This is a genomic window from Leekyejoonella antrihumi (assembly GCF_007845645.1).
Lineage (GTDB): Bacteria > Actinomycetota > Actinomycetes > Actinomycetales > Dermatophilaceae > Leekyejoonella > Leekyejoonella antrihumi.
Window position 1 is genome coordinate 42,984 of sequence record NZ_VCQV01000032.1, and the last position, 18,604, is coordinate 61,587.

Annotated in this window: 15 protein-coding genes, 1 tRNA gene and 1 pseudogene; 15 read left to right on the forward strand and 2 right to left on the reverse strand. The window is 67.5% G+C overall.

Annotated elements, in window-relative coordinates; translation table 11 throughout:
* Nucleotides 1-4: 4 nt before the first annotated feature.
* Nucleotides 5-1,663, reverse strand: a complete 1,659-nt coding sequence (locus tag FGL98_RS18960) for a PucR family transcriptional regulator (RefSeq protein WP_146319403.1) — start codon at nucleotides 1,661-1,663, stop codon at nucleotides 5-7.
* A gap of 104 nt (nucleotides 1,664-1,767) precedes the next feature.
* Between FGL98_RS18960 and FGL98_RS18965 the strand changes: the two genes are divergently transcribed.
* From FGL98_RS18965 to FGL98_RS19035, 15 genes are all read left to right on the forward strand, one after another.
* Nucleotides 1,768-3,258, forward strand: a complete 1,491-nt coding sequence (locus tag FGL98_RS18965) for a CoA-acylating methylmalonate-semialdehyde dehydrogenase (protein WP_146319405.1) — start codon at nucleotides 1,768-1,770, stop codon at nucleotides 3,256-3,258.
* An 11-nt stretch (nucleotides 3,259-3,269) separates the two neighbouring features.
* Nucleotides 3,270-4,643: an aspartate aminotransferase family protein gene (locus tag FGL98_RS18970; protein WP_146319407.1), complete on the forward strand. Its 1,374-nt coding sequence runs from the start codon at nucleotides 3,270-3,272 to the stop codon at nucleotides 4,641-4,643.
* On the forward strand, nucleotides 4,640-5,488 hold the full coding sequence (locus FGL98_RS18975; RefSeq protein WP_146319409.1) for a nitrilase-related carbon-nitrogen hydrolase: 849 nt from the start codon (nucleotides 4,640-4,642) through the stop codon (nucleotides 5,486-5,488). Before FGL98_RS18970 ends, FGL98_RS18975 begins: the two co-directional genes overlap by 4 nt.
* Nucleotides 5,485-6,894: a dihydropyrimidinase gene (hydA, locus tag FGL98_RS18980; protein WP_146319411.1), complete on the forward strand. Its 1,410-nt coding sequence runs from the start codon at nucleotides 5,485-5,487 to the stop codon at nucleotides 6,892-6,894. The genes FGL98_RS18975 and hydA overlap by 4 nt, the downstream gene beginning before the upstream one ends.
* 7 nt (nucleotides 6,895-6,901) lie before the next feature.
* A complete protein-coding gene (locus tag FGL98_RS18985) occupies nucleotides 6,902-7,933 on the forward strand; it encodes a TIGR03842 family LLM class F420-dependent oxidoreductase (protein ID WP_146319413.1) in 1,032 nt (343 codons plus the stop codon).
* 32 nt (nucleotides 7,934-7,965) lie between these two features.
* Nucleotides 7,966-9,201 carry a sugar ABC transporter substrate-binding protein gene (locus FGL98_RS18990; protein ID WP_186526257.1) on the forward strand — a complete coding sequence of 412 codons (1,236 nt, stop codon included), beginning with the start codon at nucleotides 7,966-7,968 and terminating at the stop codon, nucleotides 9,199-9,201.
* Between the two features lie 25 nt (nucleotides 9,202-9,226).
* Nucleotides 9,227-10,822, forward strand: coding sequence for a sugar ABC transporter ATP-binding protein (locus FGL98_RS18995; protein WP_146319417.1), 1,596 nt, complete (start codon nucleotides 9,227-9,229; stop codon nucleotides 10,820-10,822).
* A gap of 8 nt (nucleotides 10,823-10,830) precedes the next feature.
* Nucleotides 10,831-11,847 (forward strand): ABC transporter permease, encoded by a 1,017-nt coding sequence (locus FGL98_RS19000; RefSeq protein WP_146319419.1) that lies wholly within the window; start codon nucleotides 10,831-10,833, stop codon nucleotides 11,845-11,847.
* A gap of 354 nt (nucleotides 11,848-12,201) precedes the next feature.
* Entirely contained in the window at nucleotides 12,202-12,627 is a 426-nt protein-coding gene (locus FGL98_RS19005) for a DUF3806 domain-containing protein (RefSeq protein WP_186526259.1), read from the forward strand.
* Nucleotides 12,624-13,862 (forward strand): deoxyguanosinetriphosphate triphosphohydrolase, encoded by a 1,239-nt coding sequence (locus FGL98_RS19010; RefSeq protein ID WP_146319423.1) that lies wholly within the window; start codon nucleotides 12,624-12,626, stop codon nucleotides 13,860-13,862. The genes FGL98_RS19005 and FGL98_RS19010 overlap by 4 nt, the downstream gene beginning before the upstream one ends.
* Nucleotides 13,862-14,884, forward strand: coding sequence for a nitronate monooxygenase (locus FGL98_RS19015; protein ID WP_146319425.1), 1,023 nt, complete (start codon nucleotides 13,862-13,864; stop codon nucleotides 14,882-14,884). The genes FGL98_RS19010 and FGL98_RS19015 overlap by 1 nt, the downstream gene beginning before the upstream one ends.
* Nucleotides 14,885-14,981: 97 nt before the next feature.
* The gene (gene dnaG, locus FGL98_RS19020; protein WP_146319427.1) at nucleotides 14,982-16,865 is read left to right on the forward strand and encodes a DNA primase; all 1,884 of its coding nucleotides are present in this window, start codon (nucleotides 14,982-14,984) and stop codon (nucleotides 16,863-16,865) included.
* Nucleotides 16,866-16,927: 62 nt separating this feature from the next.
* A complete protein-coding gene (locus FGL98_RS19025) occupies nucleotides 16,928-17,704 on the forward strand; it encodes a class I SAM-dependent methyltransferase (protein ID WP_146319429.1) in 777 nt (258 codons plus the stop codon).
* A gap of 1 nt (nucleotide 17,705) precedes the next feature.
* Nucleotides 17,706-18,218 carry a hypothetical protein gene (locus FGL98_RS19030; protein ID WP_146319431.1) on the forward strand — a complete coding sequence of 171 codons (513 nt, stop codon included), beginning with the start codon at nucleotides 17,706-17,708 and terminating at the stop codon, nucleotides 18,216-18,218.
* Between the two features lie 85 nt (nucleotides 18,219-18,303).
* Nucleotides 18,304-18,376, forward strand: a tRNA-Asn gene (locus FGL98_RS19035).
* A 101-nt stretch (nucleotides 18,377-18,477) separates the two neighbouring features.
* On the opposite strand, the pseudogene FGL98_RS19040 reads toward FGL98_RS19035, so the two are convergent.
* A pseudogene (locus FGL98_RS19040) lies at nucleotides 18,478-18,604 on the reverse strand (IS5-like element ISMt1 family transposase); the annotation flags it as partial.

Below are 18,604 nucleotides of genomic sequence, written 5' to 3' on the forward strand. Positions count from 1 at the left end.
GGTTCTAGCGCCCCTGAACGGCACTGGCTCTGACCACTCGACTACGCACGGCCAGCGTCGGCTGGCGCATCGTCTCGCGTGCCAGCACCGCGGCGTGCAGACCGAGGACCACCTCGGCGTCGGAGAGGTCGACGCCGAGGACCTGTTGCACCTTGAGGATGCGGTTGTAGACGGCCGGCCGGGAGATGAACAGGGCATGCGCAGTCTCCGTCTTGCGACCGCCGCAGCGGCAGAAGACCGAGAGGAACTCGTACAGCTGGGACCCGGTGTCCGCATCGTGCGCGAGCAGCGGCCCGAGCTCGCGCTCGACGTAGTCGTGCAGTGCCGGCTCGTCGCGCAGCGTGAACACAAGCCCGCGCAGGCGCAGGTCGGGCGGTCGGAAATAGCCTTTGCGAGCGGGCAGCGTCAGTGCGGCATCGGCTACCTGCATCGCCTCGCGCAAGGTGCTCTGTGCGCGCTCTGGCCCGATGACGGTGCTGCCTGCGCCGATGACCAGCCGTACGTCGGACCGCCGAGCGGCGACCGCGTGCAACCGCTCGCTGACCAGGTCGAGCGTGTCGTCGACGTCCGAAGCCCTGCCGACCGTGAGCAGCATCGCGACGCGCTCATCGTCGAGCGCACCGACGAGCGCGGGCACGGGGATCGCCTGCAGTGCCGCGCCGGCCACGCTTGCCAGATCGTGCAGCAGCGCCAAGGTGCCGCGCGGGGAGACGTACTCGCCAATCGGCTGGACGATGACACCGGTCAGACTGCGCCGCTCCAACGGAACGCCGAGCGTTCGCGCCTCGGCGGCCAGCTCCGACAATGGCTGAGCATCGAGCACGAGCGCGGCGAGCAGCATGCGGTGCGAATGCCGTTCGAGGCTGTCGAGCTGCCGGTCGGTGAGCCTGTTGATCACCAGTGCGGTGGCACCTCGGTCCAGCAGCATGCGCTGCCGCTGCGTCGGTGTCTCGCCGCCGAGCATGAGCAGGCGCCCCCACGTCCCGCCGCTCGGCGCTGACACCTGGACGGCATACCAGCAGTCGCCCTCATCCCGATCTGACGGGATGCGCTCCCACTGGGCGAGCACGTCGGCGGGTTCGGCATCCGGCGCGCAGCTGTAGGTCAGGGCGTGGTGTGTTGTACTCTCGTAGACCACCGATCGGCCGGACATCGTCGACACGAGATCGACGACTTGCTGCGGGCCCTGCCCACTCACGGTGAGTTCTGTAAACGCCTGGTGCGCGGCGTCGGAGGCGATCAGCTCCTGCACCCGCGCATCGAGAATCATCGTGTGCACCGCCTGGGTGACCGACACGAACGGCGTCACCCGGCGCAGCTCGATCAGCGGCAGGCTGCTCTCGACCGCGGCCTCGACCAGCGCCGACGGCAGCGCATATCGGTAGCGGCGGCCCACCTCCACCGCCAGCGCCGTCACGTCAGCGGCCTTGAGATCGGCCACGTAGCAGGCCAGCTCAGGTGCGCCTTCGGGTAGCGCGATGCCGGTGCTGAGGATCAGCTCACCGCCTTCGAGCAGGCTGGCGATGTCGCTGACCTCGCTCACGTGCACCCAGCGAACTCGACGGTCGAGCTGGTCCTCGCCGACGAGCACCCGCGGGCTACCGCGCTGCACCGCCGGCAGCGCGAGCACCTCCGCGAGAGTCGGCAGAGTCGATCGATCCATTGCGAGATCACGTTACCTCCCCGCGTTACATTACGTCCGGGATCCCGGGATTAAATGACGGTATGGTGGCGGCCAACTCGGCGGTCCAGCCCTAGCGTTGCGGGATGGCAACGCAAATCTCGCACTGGATCGATGGCCAGCTGGTCTCCGGCACCTCCGGGCGTACGAGCCCCGTTTACGACCCTGCTACCGGGCTGCAGACCGCCGACCTCGACCTGGCTTCCGCCGACGAGGTCGACCGGGCCGTCGCCAGCGCGAAGGCGGCCGCACGTGAATGGCGCTCGGCGTCGTTATCGCGACGCTCGACGGTGCTGTTCGCGTTCCGTGAGCTGGTGCACGCGAACACCGACGAGCTGGCCAAGATCATCACGGCCGAACACGGCAAGGTGCTCTCCGACGCCGCGGCCGAGGTCGGCCGTGGTCTGGAGAACGTCGAGTACGCCTGTGGGATCTCCGAGTTGACCAAGGGCGGGTTCAGCGAGCAGGCCTCGAACGGTATCGACGTCTACTCGATCCGCCAGCCCCTCGGGGTCGTTGCCGGGATCACGCCGTTCAACTTCCCCGCGATGGTCCCCTTGTGGATGGCCGCGAATGCCATCGCCTGCGGCAACGCGTTCGTGCTCAAGCCGAGTGAGAAGGACCCCTCGGCGTCGCTGTTGTTGGCACAGCTGTGGAAGCGCGCGGGCCTGCCGGATGGCGTATTCACGGTTGTGCAGGGCGACAAGGAGGCGGTCGACGCGCTGCTCACGCACTCCGACGTGGCGGCGCTCAGCTTTGTCGGCTCGACGCCGATCGCTCGCTATGTCTATGAGACCGGGACCAAGAACGGCAAGCGGGTGCAGGCCCTGGGTGGTGCGAAGAACCACATGCTGGTGCTGCCCGACGCCGACCTGGACCTGGCCGCGGACGCGGCGGTCTCGGCCGCCTACGGCGCGGCCGGGGAGCGGTGCATGGCGATCTCGGTGGCGGTCGCGGTCGGCGGGATCGGCGACCGGCTCGTCGAGGCGATCGCCGCAAGGCTGCCGAAGCTTCGGGTGGGAGCGGGCGCCGATCCGGACAGCGAGATGGGCCCACTGATCACGGGTGCGCACCGGGACAAGGTGGCCGGCTACATCGCGGCGGGCGAGCAGTCCGGCGCCAAGGTCGTCGTCGACGGGCGCGCCGGCGCCGTGCCGAGCGAGGGCTTCTTCCTCGGGCCGACCCTCCTCGACGGTGTCACCACGGACATGAGCGTCTACACCGACGAGATCTTCGGCCCGGTGCTGGCGGTCCTGCGGGCGGAGACCTACGACGAGGCGGTCGAGCTGATCAATGCGAACCCGTTCGCCAACGGCACGGCGATCTTCACCCGCGATGGCGGCGCGGCCCGGCAGTTCCAGTTCGACGTCGAGGTAGGCATGGTCGGCATCAACGTGCCGATCCCGACTCCGGTCGCGTACTACTCGTTCGGCGGCTGGAAGGCCTCACTCTTCGGCGACACGCACATGTATGGGCCAGAGGGAGTCAACTTCTACACCCGGGGCAAGGTCGTCACCTCCCGCTGGCCGGACCCGGCGACGTCCCAGATCGATCTCGGCTTTCCGACGATGCGTTAGGAGCGCTGGTCATGAGTGATGTGCTGCCTGGGCTGTCAGCCGACGGCCCGACGGTCAAAGCGCTGGACCGTGCTGGTGTGTTCCACTCGTGGTCGGCGCAGGGCAGCCTCGATCCGCTGCCCATTGCGTCGGCGTCCGGTGCGCACTTCACCGACTATGACGGCAACCGCTACCTGGACTTCGCCAGCCAGCTCGTCAACCTCAACATCGGCCATCAGCACCCGAAGATGATTGCGGCACTCTGTGAGCAGGCGGCCAAGCTGTGCACCGTTGCGCCAGGCTTCGCCAATGACGCGCGCAGCGAGGCCGCCCGGCTGATCAGCGAGCTGGCGCCTGGTGACCTGAACCATGTGTTCTTCACCAACGGCGGCGCTGATGCGAACGAGCACGCGATGCGCATGGCTCGCCTACACACTGGCCGGTTCAAGATCCTGTCGGCGATTCGCAGCTACCACGGTGCGACGGCCGGGGCGATTGCGTTGACCGGAGAGCCAAGACGGTGGGACAACGAGCCCGGCATGCCCGGCATCGTGCACTACTTCGGCCCGTACCCCTATCGCTCGGTGTTCTACGCAAGCACACCAGAGGAGGAGACCGAGCGGGCGCTTGCGCACCTGCGTGAGGTGATCACGCTTGAGGGCCCGGAGTCGTTCGCCGCGGTCATCCTGGAGACCGTCGTGGGGACAAATGGGATCCTGGTGCCGCCGCCGGGCTACCTCGCCGGTGTTCGAGCGATCTGCGACGAGTTCGGCGTCCTCATGATCGCCGACGAGGTGATGGCCGGGTTCGGGCGCTGTGGCGAGTGGTTCGCGGTCGATCATTGGCAGGTCACCCCGGACCTGATCACGTTCGCCAAGGGGGTCAACTCCGGCTACGTGCCTCTGGGGGGCGTGCTCATGAACGAGGCGATCTACGCGACGTTCGACGAACGCGTCTATCCCGGCGGACTGACGTATTCGGGTCACCCGCTCGGTTGCGCGACCGCGGTTGCGTCGATCAACATCTTCAAGGACGAGCACATCATCGAGAACGCCCGAGATCTCGGTGCCAACGTCATCGGGCTGGAGCTGGCCAAGATCGCCGATCAGCATCCGTCGGTCGGCGAGGTCCGTGGCCTCGGCGTTTTCTGGGCCGTGGAACTGGTCCGTGACCGGGCGACCCGTGAACCCCTGGTGCCGTTCAATGCGAAGGGAGCCGACGCCGCCCCGATGAACGAGCTGAAGGCCGCGTGCATCGAGCGCGGGCTGTGGCCCATGATCGCGGGCAATCGCATCCACGTCGTGCCACCGTGCGTCACCACCGAACCCGAGGTCCGCGAGGGCCTCGCCATCGTCGACGAGGCGCTCGGCCTCGCCGACTCGTACTACACCGGGAGTGCCGAATGACCACAATTCGCGCAGCCGTGACCCAGGTCGCCTGGACCGGCAACAAAGAGACGATGATCGCCCGACATGAGGAGATGACGCGGGAGGCCGCCGGCAACGGGGTGCAGGTCATGTGCTTCCAAGAGCTCTTCTACGGGCCGTACTTCGGTGCGGTGCAGGACCAGAAGTACTACGAGTATGTCGAGACGGTGCCCGGCCCGACCGTAGAACGGTTCCAGGCGCTGGCTCGTGAACTGCGGATGGTGATCGTGCTGCCGGTCTACGAGGTGGAGAATCAGGGCGAGTACTACAACACGGCAGTGGTCATCGACGCCGACGGCACCCTTCTCGGCAAGTACCGCAAGCATCACATCCCGAATCTGCCGGCGTTCTGGGAGAAGTTCTACTTCCGGCCGGGCAACCTGGGCTATCCCGTGTTCGACACCGCGGTCGGCCGGGTAGGCGTCTACATCTGCTACGACCGGCACTTCCCGGAGGGCTGGCGTGAGCTCGGGCTGGGCGGAGCCCAGGTGGTGTTCAACCCTTCGGCGACCAAGCCGGGACTCTCGAACCGGTTGTGGGAGCTGGAGCAGCCCGCTGCGGCCGCCGCGAACCAGTACTACATAGCGGCCATCAACCGAGTCGGCCAGGAGGTCGACGAGTTCGGTCCCGACGCACCGCACTTCTACGGATCGTCGTACTTCGTCGACCCGCGCGGCAACTTCGTCGGTGAGATCGCCTCGAAGGACAAGGAAGAGATCCTCGTGCGCGATCTCGATCTGGACGTGATCACCACCGTCCGCAACGACTGGCAGTTCTACCGCGATCGCCGCCCCGACTCCTACACGCGGGTGACCACGCCATGACCCGCACACTGATCCAGGGCGGCACCGTCGTCTCGTCCACCGGTGCATCGCTGCAAGACGTGCTGATCGACGGGGAGACCGTCACCGCACTGTTGGCGCCGGGCAGGCTCGAGGTCACCGCGGAGACGGTGATCGACGCGACCGGCAAGTACGTCATACCCGGTGGTATCGATGGGCACACCCACATGGAGATGCCATTCGGTGGAACCCAGGCGAGCGACACCTTCGAGACGGGCACGCGCGCGGCCGCCTGGGGTGGCACGACCACGATCGTCGACTTCGTGGTGCAGGCACACGGTCAGCGGGTGCAGGATCAGGTCGCCACCTGGCATGAGAAGGCAAGCGGGAACTGCGCGATCGACTACGGCTTCCACCAGATCATCGGCGACGTCGACTCGGAGTCGCTCAAGGCGATGGATGAGCTGATCGGCGAGGGCATCACGAGCTTCAAGCTGTTCATGGCGTATCCGGGCGTGTTCTTGTCCAGCGACGGGCAGATCGTGCAAACCATGCAGGCCGCCGCCCAGAACGGCGGGCTGATCATGATGCACGCCGAGAACGGTTCGGCCATCGACGTGCTCGTCCAGCAGGCACTCGAGCGCGGTGACACCGCACCGTACTTCCACGGCGTGACCCGCCCGTGGCAGACCGAGCAGGAAGCCACCCACCGGGCGGTCATGCTCGCGGACCTGACCGGCGCCCCGCTATACGTCGTGCACGTCTCTGCCAAGCAGGCACTGTCCCGCATCGTCGAGGCCCGCGACACGGGGCAGAACGTCTTTGCCGAGACCTGCCCGCAGTATCTGTACCTGTCGTTGGAGGAACAGCTGGGCGCCCCGGGGTTTGACGGCGCGAAGTGGGTCTGTTCGACGCCGCTGCGCTCCCGCGAAGAGGGGCACCAGGACGAGCTGTGGAAGTTCATCCGGACCGGCGACGTCACCGCGGTCTCCACCGATCACTGTCCGTTCTGCATGAAGGAGCAGAAGGAGCTGGGGGTCGGCAACTTCTCGAAGATCCCGAACGGAATCGGTTCCGTGGAGCATCGGATGGACCTGCTCTACCAGGGCGTGCACGACGGCCGCATCTCCCTCGAGCGGTGGGTCGAGGTCTGCTGCACGGCACCCGCGCGGATGTTCGGCCTCTACGGCAAGAAGGGTGTGCTCGCACCCGGCGCGGACGCCGACGTGGTGGTTTACGACCCGTTGGGGCACACCTCGATCGGCATGGGCGAGGGGCGTAGCCATCACATGAACATGGACTACTCCGCATGGGAGGGTTTCGAGATCGACGGGCACGTGGACATCGTCCTGTCGCGCGGCACCGTGATCAAGGACGAGAGCGGCTACATCGGACGGAGGGGTCACGGCCAGTTCGTCCGACGTGGCCTCTCCCAGAACCTGATCTGAGGCTGACATGGACTTCGGCGTCGTGCTGCAGACCGACCCTCCCGCATCGCGTGTCGTCGAGTACGCGCGGCAGGCCGAGTTGAACGGGTTCAGCCACGTGTGGACCTTCGACTCCCACCTGCTCTGGGAGGAACCGTATGTGATCTTCAGCCAGATCCTCGCGCAGACTCGGCGCGTGACCGTCGGGCCGATGGTGACCAACCCCGCCACCCGTGACTGGACGGTCACCGCCTCACTGTTCGCCACATTGAACGAGATGTTCGGCAATCGCACGGTCTGCGGCATCGGTCGCGGCGACTCGGCGGTGCGAGTGATCAACGGCAAGCCGGTCACCCTCGCAGCGCTCCGCGAGTCCGTCGGGGTGATCCGGGGGCTGGCCAACGGTGAGCAGGTCGAGCACCGTGGCAACCTGTTCCAGTTCCCCTGGTCATTCGGCTCGAAGCTGCCGATCTGGATTGCCGCCTACGGCCCGAAGGCCCTCGCACTGGCCGGTGAGATCGCCGACGGATTCATTCTTCAGCTCGCCGACCCCGACATCACTGCGTGGTCGATTGCCGCGGTGCGCAAGGCAGCCGCCGACGCCGGTCGCGATCCGTCGGCCGTCACGATCTGTGTTGCTGCACCCGCCTACGTCACCGACGGCAGCGCCGCTCAGGATGCTCACGCCCGCGATCAGTGCCGGTGGTTCGGCGGCATGGTCGGCAACCACGTGGCCGACATCGTCGCTCGTTATGGTGCCGACGGGGTGGCGGTCCCGGCTGCGCTCACCGACTACATCGCCGGCCGAGCCGACTACGACTACAACGAGCACGGCCGGGCCGACAACGCGCACACCGCGTTCGTCCCTGACGAGATGATCGATCGGTTCGCCCTGATCGGCCCCATCGCCCGTCAGGTCGAGCGCCTGCAGGAGCTCGAGTCACTCGGGGTCGACCAGTACGCGCTCTACCTGCAGCACGACGCGAAGTCGGAGACGCTCGCCGCTTACGGCGAGCACGTCCTGCCCGCGGTGAACGTCCGCAGGACCGCCCGCAGCTAGCGGTCGGCCGAAGACCGACGAAAGGCATGAAGATGAGCAACTCCATGGAGACTCGGCTCACGGCGCGTAGGCGCAGCCGGCGAAGCGGAGCATTCTTGGTCGCATCTGCGGTCGCCACGACGATGGCGGTCGCGGCCTGCAGCAGCGGCAGCGGATCGCCGTCGTCCGGGTCGTCAGGGTCGTCGGGATCGCCCGCGTCGCAGGCGGGCTCCGGGTCCGGATCGGCCGCGGCCGGAGTCGACCTCTCCTACGTCAATGCGCAGCTGACCAAGTACGGCAAGCTGCCGACATTCACCGCCCCCGGCCCGTCCTTCGATGCCAAGAAGCTGATGGCCGGGAAGACGATCTACAGCATCGGCGTCAACAACTCCGACCAGTTCGTCCAGGTGCTGCAGAACGGCATGAAGGAGGTAGCCAAGCAGGTAGGGGTGAACTTCCAGGTCTTCAGCAACAGCGGGTCGCCGGCGCAGTGGGTGCGCGGCATGCAGACTGCTGTGAACCAGAAGGCCAGTGTCATCGACCTTTTGGCCGGGATCGATCCGTCGCAGCTGCATCCGCAAATTGCCCAGGCAAAGGCGGCAGGTATACCGGTGGTGGTCTCGGATGCCTACGACGTGGCCCAGAAACCCGATCCGTCCGTCGCCGCAACCGCCGACGTGCCCTACGCACAGGCCGGCCGGCTGATGGCGGACTGGACCGTTGCTGACACGAAGGGGAAGGCTGACGTCCTGGTCATCGGATCCAGTGACGTGGTGAGCAGCAACTTCATGGTCAAGGCCATCCAGAACGAGTTCAGTACGCGCTGCTCGACCTGCAAGGTCAAGACAATCGACGTCACGGTCGCAAACTGGGCCTCGCAGACCCAGTCTCAGGTGCAGGCAGCCCTCAACGCCGATCCCGGCATCAACTACATCCTGCCGGTCTACGACAGCCAGTCGCAGTTCATCGTCCCGGCGATCACCGCGGCGGGCAAGACCGGAAAGGTCTTCATCGCCACCTACGACGGCACCCCGTTCGTCCTGAAGATGATGCAGGACGGCAACACCGTGCGGATGGACGTGGGGGAGAACCTCGACTGGGTCTCCAAGGCTGTAATGGACCAGGACATGCGCGTGGCCGCCGGGCTGAAACCGGTCAAGGACACCAAGACGCCGCTGTACATCTTCACCAAGAAGAACGTCGACACGGCAGGGACGCCGCCGAAGAACTCGACGGGTTACGGCACCGCCTACCTCGCCGGGTACAAGAAGCTCTGGGGGCTGAGTTGACCGCCGCTGCCGGAGAGCACAGGCGATGATGTCGGCTGCGAGCGCAGAGGCCCTGGGCCAGGAGCCAGTGCTGTCGGTCCGCAACGTCTCCAAGGAGTTCGGTGCAACCCGGGCCCTCGACGGGGTGAGTTTCGACCTCGCCGCCGGCGAGGTCCATGGGCTGGTGGGGGAGAACGGCTCGGGCAAGTCGACGCTGATCAAGACCCTGTCCGGTCTGCATCTGCCCGAGCCGGGCAGTGTGATCGAGGTGGCCGGTGAGCAGGTGCCGCTGCCGATCTCGGCGGCCAGCCTGCAGCGGTTGGGTCTTCGTTTCGTTCATCAGGACCTCATGTTGGCGCCAACTCTGACCGTCGCAGAGAACCTCTTCGTCAACGAGCTGAGCACGGAGCCGAGCTGGCTGCTACGGGATTCGCAGCTGCGTCGGCGCGCTGAGGCGATGCTCGCCCCCTACGGACGCGAGCTCGATCCGGCAGCGAAGGTCGGCACCCTGGCGGCGGCCGACCAGGCGCACCTGGCGATCGTTCGCGCGGTCTCGGGACTGCGGCGGCATCATGCGCTCGCACGTGCCGCGCCCGGTGTCCTGGTGCTCGACGAGGTCACCGCGTTCCTGCCCAGTGCCGGGCGCGCTCAGTTGTTCGAGCTGATCCATGAGATCGCGGCGCAGGGCGACAGCGTGGTGTTCGTGTCGCACTACCTCGACGAGGTGCTGGAGATCACCTCTCGCATCACGGTGCTGCGCGACGGGAAGCTGGTGTCTACCGTAGATACCGCCGACGTGGCCGGAGACGACTTGGTGGAGATGATCATCGGGCGGCGAATAGGCACCGACCTGACCGACACCCACACTGATGACGTCGACGGACGGCCGCCGGTCGTGACCGTCAGTGATCTCAGCGGCCCCGTGGTGCGCGGTCTCGGCTTCTCGATACGCGAAGGCGAGGTGCTCGGCGTCGCCGGGCTGATCGGTTCGGGTTTCGAAGAGATCCCGGCGCTCCTCTTCGGCGCCCAGCAGGCCACGACAGGCCGACTGCAGCTGGGTGAGCAGGAGTTCGAGATGACCTCCATGACGCCGTCTGCCGCGACGGGTCGTGGTATCGCGTTCGTGCCGGAGGACCGGGCGGGCGCGGGCGCCGCCGGCGCCCTGACCGTGGAGGAGAACCTGTCCCTGCAGGTCATCTCCCGCTATCAGCGCCGTGGCCTGCTGCATCGCTCGCGGCTCCACCATGACGCGGCCGCCCTGCTCGACGACTACGACATTCGACCACGCGACCCGGGCACCAAGATGGCGAACCTCAGTGGCGGCAACCAGCAGAAGGTGATCATGGCCAAGTGGCTGGCTACGAATCCGTCGCTGTTGCTGCTGCACGAACCGACGCACGGTGTCGACGTTGGCTCGCGCGAACAGATCCTGCTGCGGATACGCAAGGCCGCGCACGACGGCATGGCGGTGCTCTGCGCCAGCAGCGACACCGAGCAGCTGAGCGAGCTGTGCGACCGCGTGCTTGTGCTGGCCCGCGGGCGGGTGGTTGCCGAGCTGCCTGGGCACTCGCTGACCAAGGAGGCCATCGCCGGTGCCGGCTACCTGACCACGCCCATCAAGCAGATGACTGAAGGGAGCTGAGCTGACCCATGTCCGATACCCTCACCGAGACGCCCAAGCCGACACCGCGTTCTACTCGCGGCAACGGCCGTCAGGCCCGAAGCCAGTTCGAGCGCGTATCGCTGATCCTGGCCTGGATCGTGGTCATCGCAATCTTCAGCTTCGTGCGTCCCGACACGTTCTTCACCGTCGGCAACATGGCGACGATCCTAGGTTCGGATGCCGTGCTGGTGATCCTGACGCTGGGGCTGATCCTTCCGTTGCGCGCAGGGGACTACGACTTGTCCATCGCCGGGACCCTCACGCTGTCGGCCATGTTGGTCGGCATCATGAACGGCGAGCACCACATAAACATCTGGCTGGTGGTGCTGGCCGCGCTGGCGGTGGGCGTCGTCGTGGGGCTGTTCAACGGACTGTTCGTGCTCATCTTCGGCATCAACCCGTTCATCGTCACGCTCGGCATGGGGACGTTCCTCGCCGGGATCGTTCTGCTCATCAGCAACGACCAGACGTTTGCCGGCATCTCGCCGGGCCTGGTGAATGTCGTCGTTGGTGATCGCTTCCTGGGAATTCCATTGGAGTTCTACTACGGGCTGATCGCCTGCATCTTGGTCTGGTACCTCTTCGACCTCACCACGTTCGGCCGCAAGATGCTGTTTGTCGGAACTGCCCGCGACGTCGCCCGACTGAGCGGGATCAAGGTCGGGCGGACTCGGCTCGTGGCGCTGGTCGGAGCCGGCGTGTTGGCCGCCCTGGCCGGCATCCTCTACGCGGGCACGAGCGGCTCCGCCGACCCGACCTCCGGAACGGCGCAGTTGTTGCCGGCGTATGCGGCGGCGTTCCTCGGTGCGACGGCGATCGTTCCGGGACGGTTCAATGCCTGGGGCACGATCATCGCGGTCTACTTCCTCGCTACCGGCGTCAACGGGCTGGCCATCCTCGGGCTCGGCTCCTGGGTGCAAGACGTCTTCTACGGTGGTGCGCTCATCGTGGCGGTCGCCCTGTCGCAGCTCGCCAGACGGCGCCAGGAACAGGAGATCACGTAGCCGAAACCGGGAGGTCGCAGCTTTCGGGGCTTCCCGTCATCGAGATCGCAATTCTCAGCCCTCCATCATGTTTTAAGGCGAAGAACTGCGATCTCGACGAGGCGCAGGTCGAGCAACGACGAGCGTCACGGGCCTGTTGGCCGCCCCGATCCGTGGTCCTTGGACGATCCGCCAACGATGATGCATCGTGCGCGGACGAACAAGATGTGCGGCTTTGTGCTCGCCTACTCGCTCGGTGAGCGTCGCAGTGCATAGGCTCTGGGATATGTGTCGTATCCCTGTGCATCGCCACTCGTCGCGCACCGGTGAGTCATGGCGCGGCCGACGACGCGCCGCCTACCGGATGATGCGCGCATGAGCGGCGGCCCGCGGGTGGTGATCGATCCGCTGGACGATGCCGCAGTGAAGGCGCTGCATGAGTGGCTCGAGCGTGCTCGGCAGGCCGCCATCGACCCGGATGAACTCGCCAGCATCGACGCGGCGTATGCGCGGTACTTCGACCAGGTGCTGCGCACCCCGGCGGATCACCGGCAGGACCCTACCCAGACCCTGACGACGATCGCGATGGCGATGGGGGAGCACCTGCAGCGGCACTCCGCACTGCACTGGCGGGTCGTGAAAGACGCCGAGGGCACCGACCTGGCACTGGCCTCCGCCGACGACACGGGGGTGCTCTTCCCCGTCGACCCGGTTGCGGACGCCTGGTCCAAGCAGCAGCGGGACTGGCTGGCCGACTTCGTCACCGAGGTGCTGAGTGAACTCGAGGCAGCCTCGCAGTGACCGGATACCAGGCCGGTGACCGCGAGCGCTTTGTCGGCGAGGACCCGGCCCAGAAGCACGCCGACCGCGACGACTTCGCCCGCGACCGCGCTCGAGTGCTGCACTCCGCGGCCTTGCGACGGCTGGCCGCGAAGACCCAGGTCCTGCAGCCGGGACAGGACGACTTCAGTCGCAACCGGTTGACCCACTCCCTGGAGGTCGCCCAGATCGGGCGGGAGTTCGGCACCGCACTCGGTTGCAATGCCGACGTGGTGGACATGGCGTGCCTTGCCCACGACCTGGGGCATCCACCGTTCGGGCACAACGGGGAGACGGCGCTGAATGACGTCTCGGAGCCGATCGGCGGCTTCGAGGGCAACGCCCAGACCTTCCGGCTGCTCACCCGGCTGGAGGCCAAGCGGTCCACCCCTGATGGCCGGTCGGTCGGGCTCAACCTGACGCGCGCGTGTCTTGACGCGGCGACCAAGTACCCCTGGCGACGGGGTGAAGCCGCAGGCGCGACCGGCAAGTTCGGCTGCTACGACGATGACGCCGAGATCTTCGACTGGGTGCGCAGCCCGGTGCCCACCGATACGCCACAGCGGCGCTGCGTCGAGGCGCAGGTCATGGACTGGTCCGACGACGTCGCCTACTCGGTGCACGACGTCGAGGACGGCATCACGGCGCGTCTGATCGACCTGCGCGCGTTGCGATCTCGCGATGAGGTCGACTCGCTGGCCGCACTGGCCCAGCAGATCTATGCGCCCGAACTGGAGCAGGAGCAGCTGGCGGAGTCTCTGCGGCGCGTCGTCGCCAGCGGGGTGGTGCCTGCGTCGCACACCGGCGGGCGGCGGGACGTCGCCGAGCTGAAGGACATGACCAGCCGGCTGATCGGGCACTTCGTCGGGAGTGTCGAGCTGGCCACCAGGCAGCGGTATGGCAGCGGCGAGCTCACCCGCTTCGCCGCGGACGTGGTGATCCCGACACCGGTGCTCGCCGAGTGCGTGATGATGAAGTCCGTCGCCGCCCGGTTCGTCATGCTGACCGATGAGCGGCTCGAGCTGCTTTGCACGCAGCGCGAGATGATCCACGCCCTCGTCCAGATGTATCAGGACCGGCCGAGCCGCCTGGACCCGATGTATGCCGAGGATCACGACGCGGCTCCCGACGAGTCGGCAGCGCTGCGCGTGGTGATAGACCAAGTGGCAGCGCTGACCGACCGGCGCGCGACGATGCTGGCGAAGGAGTGGACGTAATGAGCGTGTCGTTTCCCAGGCTGGACCGGCCGATCCTCAGCTCACCGATGGCGGGTGGCCCGACGACGCCGGAGCTGGTCGCCGCCGTCAGCAACGCCGGTGGCATCGGCCTGGTCGCCGGGGCATACCGCACCGCAGAGGACCTCGCCGACCAGATCACCCGCACTCGCGCACTGACCGACCGGGGCTTCGGCGTGAACCTCTTCGTGCCGACCCCGATCGACCGAGAGCGTGACGAGCCCAGCGTCCGGGCGTATGCCGCGCTGCTGGCCGACTTCGCCGGGCCCGACGTGCAGCCGGGCACCCCGCGGTGGGACGACCACGACCACTTCGACGACAAGGTGGACCTGCTCGTGCAGCAGCGGGTGCCGCTGGTCACCTTCATGTTCGGGGTGCCGGACCCAAAGGTCATTGAGCGGCTCCACGAGTCCGGTTCCTGCCTGATGGTGACGGTGACCGACGCGCAGGAGGCGCAGGCCGCCGCGGAAGCCGGCGCGGACGCGCTCTGCGTGCAAGGCACGCAGGCCGGCGGGCATCGCGGCACACACGAGGTCGCGGCAACTCCCAACGGGCTGAACTGGCAGGAATTGCTGCCCCAGGTGCAGGACCTGACGTCCCTGCCACTGGTGGTGGCCGGCGGCATCATCAGCAGCGAAGACGTCGCGCAGGCTCTGGGGCAGGGCGCCATCGGCGCCCAGTGCGGGACGGCCTTCCTACTGACCGACGAGGCGGGCACCAGCGCACCCCACCGCGCCGGTCTGTCCGACCCGCAGCGCACCAGCACCCTGGTCACGCGGGCGTTCAGCGGGCGCCCGGCCCGGGCCCTGACGAATGCCTTCACCGAGCGGCTCGACCCCGTGACGCCCGCCGTCTACCCGATGGTCAACCACCTGACCAAGCCCGTGCGGGCGGCAGCGGCGGCCGCGGGTGACCCGGATCGGGTGTCGTTGTGGGCGGGCACCGGATGGCGCGAGATCCACGGCGGCTCGGCTGCCGACGTGGTTGTCCACCTGTGCCCGTGACGGTCGCTGGAGCGTCGGCAGGACACCATAGACTCGCCTCAGCGTCGCGGCCGAAGGCGGCGCCCATTCGACGACGCACGTGACAGGAAGGCGAGCGGTGCCGGGGCTGATCAAGGCGGAGGATATTGCGCTGGTCAAGGAGCGCGCCTCCCTCGAGGACGTCGTGCGCGAGCACGTCACCCTCAAGAGCGCCGGATCCGGCTCACTCAAGGGACTGTGCCCCTTCCACGATGAGAAGACGCCGTCGTTTCAGATCAGTCCCGCGCGCGGCGCCTACCACTGCTTCGGTTGCGGCAAGGGCGGCGACGTCATCTCCTTCGTCATGGAGGTGGAGCACCTCACCTTCGCCGAGACGCTCGAACGGTTGGCCGCAAAGATCGGCATCGAGCTGCACTACGAAGAGGGGTCGGGGCCGCGCAAGGAGAACCTCGGACGGCGCACCCGCCTGATCGAGGCGCACCGCGTCGCCGAGGAGTTCTACGCCGAGGAGCTGCTGGCCCAGGGTGACGCGCGAGCCGGCCGTGACTTCCTGCGCGCGAGGGGATTCAACGGCAAGTCGGCCGCGCAGTTCGGGGTGGGGTTCGCGCCCCGCGGCGGTGAGGCCCTGGCCGCTCACCTGCGAGGCAAGGGTTTCACGGCCGAGGAGCTGACGCTGGCCGGTCTGGTAGGCCAGGGCCGGCGTGGCCTCTATGACCGGTTCCGTGGGCGGCTGGTGTGGCCGATCCGGGACATCACCGGCGACACAGTCGGTTTCGGCGCTCGCCGGATCTTCGACGACGACCGGATCGCCGCGAAGTACCTCAACACCTCAGAGACCCCGATCTACAAGAAGACGCACGTCCTCTATGGCCTGGACCTGGCGAAGAAGCAGATTGCGCAGGGCCGTCGGGCCGTAGTGGTCGAGGGCTACACCGACGTCATGGCGGCCCACCTGGCCGGCGTGGGCCAGGCGGTCGCCACGTGCGGCACGGCATTCGGCGCGGAGCACGTCAAGCTGCTGCGCCGGCTGCTGCGCGATGACCAGAGCGCCCAGGTCGTCTACACCTTCGACGGTGACAAGGCGGGGCAGGCCGCGGCGATGAAGGCGTTCGAGCTGGACGAGCACTGGGCCGCCCAGTCGTTCGTCGCAGTCGCCGACGACGGGCAGGACCCGTGCGAGCTGCGGTTGTCCGGCGGCGACGAGGCGGTGCGCACGCTGGTCGACGCTGCCGTGCCGATGTTCGAGTTCGCGGCGCGGACCACGATCGACCGGTTCGACCTGAACGCGGCCGAAGGGCGGGTGCAGGCCATGCGGGCGGTCGCTCCGATGCTGGCGACCGTGCGCGACCCGGACCGCAAGCCGATGTACGCCCGCATGGTCGCCGGCTGGCTGGGGGTCGGCATGGAGGAGCTGGGTGCGGCGGTGAGCCGAGCCGCGCACGCGAAGGCGACCGAGCGGCATACCTCGCGCGAGGCGCCGCCGGAGCCACCAGACGAGCCGACCGGCCCGCACATCGCGGTGCCGGATCTGCGGAACCCGGTGGTGCAGGCGGAGCGGCAGCTGTTGCAGTGCCTGGTGCAGTTCCCCACCTGTGTGCCGGACGACCAGCGTGCCCTGATCGCGCCCGGCGACTTCGACGCGCCGATGCACAGCGCGATCTTCGAGGCGATCGTGGCCGCGGACCCCACCCAGATCAGGTCGGCAGCGGGCTGGACCGACGCCATTGCCGAGCGGGTGTCACCGGTCGTCAAGCCGATGGTTGCCGAACTGGCGGTGGCCTCACTGCCTACCAAGCTGGATCCGATGTCGGGGCGGCCCGACTGGCGCTACGTGCAGTCCCTGGTGGTCACGGTGCGCGCCGAGCCACTGCGCCGAGAGATCGATGCGCTGCTCAGCGAGGTGCGCCGGACCTCGGATGATCCGCAGCGCATGCGGACGGTCTCCCAGCGGCTGAACGAGACGCAGAAGGCCCTGTCGACCCTGCGGGCGACCCTGGAGTGAGAGGGTGGGTCTCGGACGCCCGCCGGCCAGTGGTGCGGCCTGCCCCACCCGAAGGGACCACGATGACCTCAGACCCCTCGACGATCGAGGTGCGACGCTGGTCGTTCGGTGCTGCCGCCGCGACCTATGACCGGGGGCGTCCGGAGTGGCCCGCGGAGACCCTCAACTGGTTGATCGGCGCGCCCGCGGAGCGCCGTGAGGTGCTGGATCTGGGATGCGGCACGGGCAAGGGCACGCGCGGGCTGGTCGAGCACGGCCATCGCGTGACGGCGGTCGACACGTCGATGGGCATGCTGGAGGTGCTGCGCGACTGGCGTGATGAGCTGCCGGACGAGCGCACGCAGCAGCTGGTCATTCGGCAGGGGAGCGCCGAGTCGCTGCCGGTTGCCGACGATGCGGTGGACGCGGTGGTGTGCCTGCAGGCGTGGCACTGGTTCGATGCGCAGAAGGCCGCTGCGGAGGTCGCGCGGGTGCTGCGTCCGGGCGGGACCCTGGGGGTGGCCTGGCACGTCGTCGACGAGCGGGCCCCGTGGGTGGCCGAGCTGACGGACATCGTCGACGGGGTCCCCGATCGGGAGAGCAGCGACCCGCTCAGCGGAAGGACGATCGAGGGCTTCGAGCCGTTGGAAGGCTCGGTGTTTCCCTATGAGCAGCGCCAGCACGTGCAGGACTTTGTCGACCAGGTCGCCTCCTGGTCCTTCGTGGCTGCGCACGAGCAGCGCGAAGCGGTCCTGGCGCAGGTGCGAGACCTCGGGGCCCGCCTGCAGGACGACGACGGCTGCATCACCATCACCCACCGGACGTTCTGCGGGCGGACGCGCCTGCGAGAGGCGCAGTGACGTGCGGTTGAAGCGCAAGCAGCGTTTGCCGGCGCAGATCGAGCGGTATGCCGGTCTGGAGCCGGGCGAGCGCACGCTGGCGTTCGCGGTGGATGACAACACCGGGGCGCATGTCATCGCCACCACCACGCACCTGGTCGTCGCCACCGACGAGGTCACGGTGCTGCGCCGTCCTTGGCACGACGTGGACTCCGGTGTCTGGAGTTCCGACCACTGGACCCTCACCGTCAGCTGGGTGACGCGCGAACGGCCGGTGCAGTGGACGTTCAAGGAGCAGGAGATGCGGATACCGGAGACGATCCACGAGCGCGTTCAGGCCAGTGTGGTGCTCTCTGAGGCGCTTCCGTTGGAGGGACGCCGCCGCAGCGGCAGGGTGGTGGTGCGCAAGGACCTCGCCACCGGCGAGTTGCTGACCCAGACCGTGCTCGGTCGAGGCACCCCTGCCGACGACCCCGAGGTGCGGGCCGCCGTGGCCTACCTCACGGCATACCTGCGGGAGCAGGTCGGGCTCTGACTGCGGTCGTCCGCGGGTGATCCCTCGTTTCGAGTTCCGGCGCGCTCTTTGCTAGAGTTGCGCTCGCGGCTCACGAGGCGCGCGATCCCCTGTAGCTCAATTGGCAGAGCATTCGGCTGTTAACCGGAGGGTTGTTGGTTCGAGTCCAACCGGGGGAGCAGAAAAGGGCCTCTGACCTGCGGAAACGCAGATCAGAGGCCCTTTCGATTTCCGAGAAGTCGACAATCTACGGTCTAACCTACGGTCTAGAGCCTGTCTCCTAATGGGTTTTGATGTGGATGATGGTCGCGGCCAGCAGCACGCCGCCGAGGAAGGTGCGGGCGTGCTTGTCGTACCGGGTGGCGATGCCGCGCCACTGCTTGAGCCGTAGGTAGCTACGTTCGACG